Annotated in this window: 5 protein-coding genes; all 5 read left to right on the forward strand. The window is 29.1% G+C overall.

Features of this window, described 5'->3' with window-relative positions:
- Nucleotides 1–223 precede the first annotated feature (223 nt).
- The 5 genes from ACIQ2X_RS14965 to ACIQ2X_RS14985 all read left to right on the forward strand — a co-directional run bounded on the left by ACIQ2X_RS14965 (nucleotide 224) and on the right by ACIQ2X_RS14985 (nucleotide 3,097).
- A complete protein-coding gene (locus tag ACIQ2X_RS14965; protein WP_396179760.1) occupies nucleotides 224–814 on the forward strand; it encodes a hypothetical protein in 591 nt (196 codons plus the stop codon).
- The gene (locus tag ACIQ2X_RS14970; protein ID WP_396179761.1) at nucleotides 808–1,107 is read left to right on the forward strand and encodes an STAS-like domain-containing protein; all 300 of its coding nucleotides are present in this window, start codon (nucleotides 808–810) and stop codon (nucleotides 1,105–1,107) included. The genes ACIQ2X_RS14965 and ACIQ2X_RS14970 overlap by 7 nt, the downstream gene beginning before the upstream one ends.
- A 134-nt stretch (nucleotides 1,108–1,241) precedes the next feature.
- The gene (locus ACIQ2X_RS14975; RefSeq protein WP_396179762.1) at nucleotides 1,242–1,826 is read left to right on the forward strand and encodes a hypothetical protein; all 585 of its coding nucleotides are present in this window, start codon (nucleotides 1,242–1,244) and stop codon (nucleotides 1,824–1,826) included.
- Between the two features lies 1 nt (nucleotide 1,827).
- The gene (locus tag ACIQ2X_RS14980) at nucleotides 1,828–2,367 is read left to right on the forward strand and encodes a hypothetical protein (protein WP_396179763.1); all 540 of its coding nucleotides are present in this window, start codon (nucleotides 1,828–1,830) and stop codon (nucleotides 2,365–2,367) included.
- Between the two features lie 202 nt (nucleotides 2,368–2,569).
- A complete protein-coding gene (locus tag ACIQ2X_RS14985; protein ID WP_396179764.1) occupies nucleotides 2,570–3,097 on the forward strand; it encodes a hypothetical protein in 528 nt (175 codons plus the stop codon).
- Nucleotides 3,098–3,183: the final 86 nt, after the last annotated feature.

The following is a 3,183-nucleotide window of genomic DNA, read 5'->3' on the forward strand; positions in this document are numbered from 1 at the left end:
TTTATTTGTATTTTTGCTACGCCTGAAAATTGCCATATTTGAGATTTTTTGAGAGATTTTTCAAATTAAGGTATTCTCAGGCATTTTTATTCTAAAACTTTCGGATAGTTGTGTAGCAAGAATAAATTTTTTTAAAAATATTAATTATGATTTTAAAGAAAGTTTTAATAGACACGACACATCAAAAACACTATTAGAGATAACTGAATTTAACTCTGAAAATATGTTTGAAATAGCAACTAAAGTTGCGTATATACTAAAAAACAATTTTGATATAGAAGAAAACATACTGAACTGTATTAATTATTGTTTAGGAGAGGTTATTGCAAATGTAGATATGCACGCAAATAGTAAAACAAACAGTTTAATATATGTACAATCTTTTAAAAATAAATTTATTAAACTATTTATAGTTGATAACGGAGATGGATTTTATAAATCTTTTGATGAAAATGAGGAATATTCAAATTTCTCTGAAGAAGATTTATTAATACTTTCAGTTAACGAAGGTTTTAAAAGTTCTAAAGGGAAAGGAAAAGGTTATGGACTATTTCACACTAAAGAGTTTGTAACAGCAACAAAAGGAATATTAAGTATAAATACTTGTGGTAAAATGTTAATTTCAAATACAGATAGAACAGAAGTTAGAGATTGCCCAATATGGAAAGGTTCTATAATAACTTTAAAAATCAATGTAGATAATAAAATTGATTTCAGCAAGGTTTTTACATCAAATGGAAATTATTACAAACCATCAGAATTTGAAGAACATATAGAATATTATAATGAAAATGGAATAAGTGAATTATGGTAACAAAAAATATATTATTAGTAGAATTTAATGAAATTCTTTTTTCAAGAAAATTAGCTGAAAAAGTTTTTAAAGAAAAAATAGAAACGGAATTGAATGATAAGAACATAACACTCTGTTTTGATTTTAGCGGTGTATTAACTATAACACATTCTTTTGCAGATGAGTTTTTTAAGATTTTGTTTTTGAATATAGGTTGTGACAACATTAAAGAAAAAACAACATTTAAAAATTACTCGGACTTCAATAAAAAAGTACTAATAACAGCTATGAAAAACAATAAAAACATCTGCTAACAGCGGTTTTGCAAGATTTGGGCTTTCGGCTTATGGAAAATCGGTCTTGTACTTGGAATGTTAATTTATAAATCAAAAAATTGGGAAGGCTTTCCCCAAACCTCGCAAAGCCACAAGACGTTAGCACCAATTTTATGACAGACAATCCAAATAAATCTGAGCTTCAATTTCTGACTTTGGCATATAATCGCTTTTATGACATTTATGACGAAGTAATGAATGATTCTTTTTGGGACAAGGACGAATGGGAACGGTTTTCAAAAATTAAGCAAGCTTTCTCTATTTACGCTGAATTGCTTAATTATGAACCATTAAAGTGGGTAATTGATAAGCTGAAAACCGCACGACCTCCAATGGAATCCGAAATTGGAAGCGAACTTTTCAAATTTGTTAGGAATGTAGTAGCTCATTTCCCGTTTTTCAAATCTTGGGACGAGGTTTATATAAATAATTCGCTTGTTAATTGGTATAAGGAAGGACAGACAATAGATAAATTTCTAAAAAAATATGAAGGGCATAAAGAAGTCAAATATCGTTTTTGGGAACCTGACAAAAAGAAAATGACATATTTAGCAATCTCCTTTCCAACAGAATATGTAAATGATTCAAATGTCTTTCTTAAAGATATAATTTCGGAAAAAGAAGGCGTTAAATTTTCTTTTATCCTAATGCGACAAATTATGAACACACAAGTTGAAGAGATTAAAATCACTGAATAAAATGGAAAATCTTTTACATAAAATATTTGAAGACGCTAACACAATTTTCTTAGAACAGGAGATTGAAAACATTCTCAATGACGTAAATGAAAGGAATCTCTGTGGAAGACTTGCAATTTATTTAAATGATAGAGTTAGAGAGAATAATTTGGCAGGATATTATGTTGACCCAGAATACAACAGAAAGCAAGACGGACAAGTAAAGACAATCCTAGATGAAGAGTTTAATATAATCAATATCAATTGTGACATAATTCTTCATAGCAGAGGCAAAATTATTGCTGTGGACAACTTGATTGCAATCGAAATGAAAAAATCAAACAGACCGGGAGAAGAAAAAATAAGTGACAAAAAAAGACTCAGAGCATTAACTAAAGAGAGTTATGACGACATTTGGTCTTATGACGGTGTTACTTTACCCGAACACGTTTGCGGTTATGTTCTTGGCTTTTACATTGAATTAAATAATAAGACTAGAGAATGCCTAATAGAAGTATATAAAAAAGGTAATAAAGTTAACGAATGGACACAGGGATACTAAGAAAAACTGGTGCTAACAGCCGTTTTGCAAAAGCGGGGGGTTCGTGCTTCTATGACAGTGAAGTGCTAAATTCAAGCTTTGTGCTTCTAATGAAGTTTAGTGCTGAAAATCCCCGCCTTCGCAAAGCGGCCAAACGTTAACTGACACCTTTGAGCTACACAGAACGGATAAACTATATCTAATAATTGAAAAATAAATATAAATGAAAAATTACACAAACAAGCAAGGTTATATTTTAGCTATAGTTATTGCTATTATTTATGCCTTTATTTCACAAGAAAATTTTGACTTTTATGCTTTCCTTGGGAGTGTTATTGGTGCACTATTAATAAATACTATTTTATCAGGAATTATTTCGGTTTTTTGGAAGTTTAAAAATTTTGGTAAAGTAATTGGCATTACTTCATTAATAGTATGTTTAATGGCTTTTTTTGGAAATAGAAAGCACGATACTGAACAAAAAGAAAAAGTTGAAATTGAACAAAAAAACTACAACACTATATCAGATAATTTTAAAAATGTTTACAGCGAATTTAATAGTAAACTTAAAGCAGATAAAAGAAAAGACATCTTAAACAACTTACTTTTATCAAATAAATTGTTTGATGGAGATATTAACGAAGTTTCAAAACAATTGGATGAAGTTGATGAATACTACAATTGGATAAAAACTACAAATGACTCACTTTTTAGTGATTTAACAAAACAATTTATGCATATCCGTTTTTAATCATACTCCTGTAATACTTGCTATCACTAGTCTATCGAAGATTTTCTCACCAAAATATCTGCGATTTAGCTTATAAACAAACTCGT

It is taken from the genome of Flavobacterium sp., assembly GCF_044368625.1.
Lineage (GTDB): Bacteria > Bacteroidota > Bacteroidia > Flavobacteriales > Flavobacteriaceae > Flavobacterium.

Coding starts and splice junctions, on each gene's coding strand:
- ACIQ2X_RS14965 (WP_396179760.1), top strand. CDS start 224: ATGTTTGAAATAGCAACTAAAGTTGCGTATATACTAAAAAACAATTTT.
- ACIQ2X_RS14985 (WP_396179764.1), top strand. CDS start 2,570: ATGAAAAATTACACAAACAAGCAAGGTTATATTTTAGCTATAGTTATT.
- ACIQ2X_RS14980 (WP_396179763.1), top strand. CDS start 1,828: ATGGAAAATCTTTTACATAAAATATTTGAAGACGCTAACACAATTTTC.
- ACIQ2X_RS14970 (WP_396179761.1), top strand. CDS start 808: ATGGTAACAAAAAATATATTATTAGTAGAATTTAATGAAATTCTTTTT.
- ACIQ2X_RS14975 (WP_396179762.1), top strand. CDS start 1,242: ATGACAGACAATCCAAATAAATCTGAGCTTCAATTTCTGACTTTGGCA.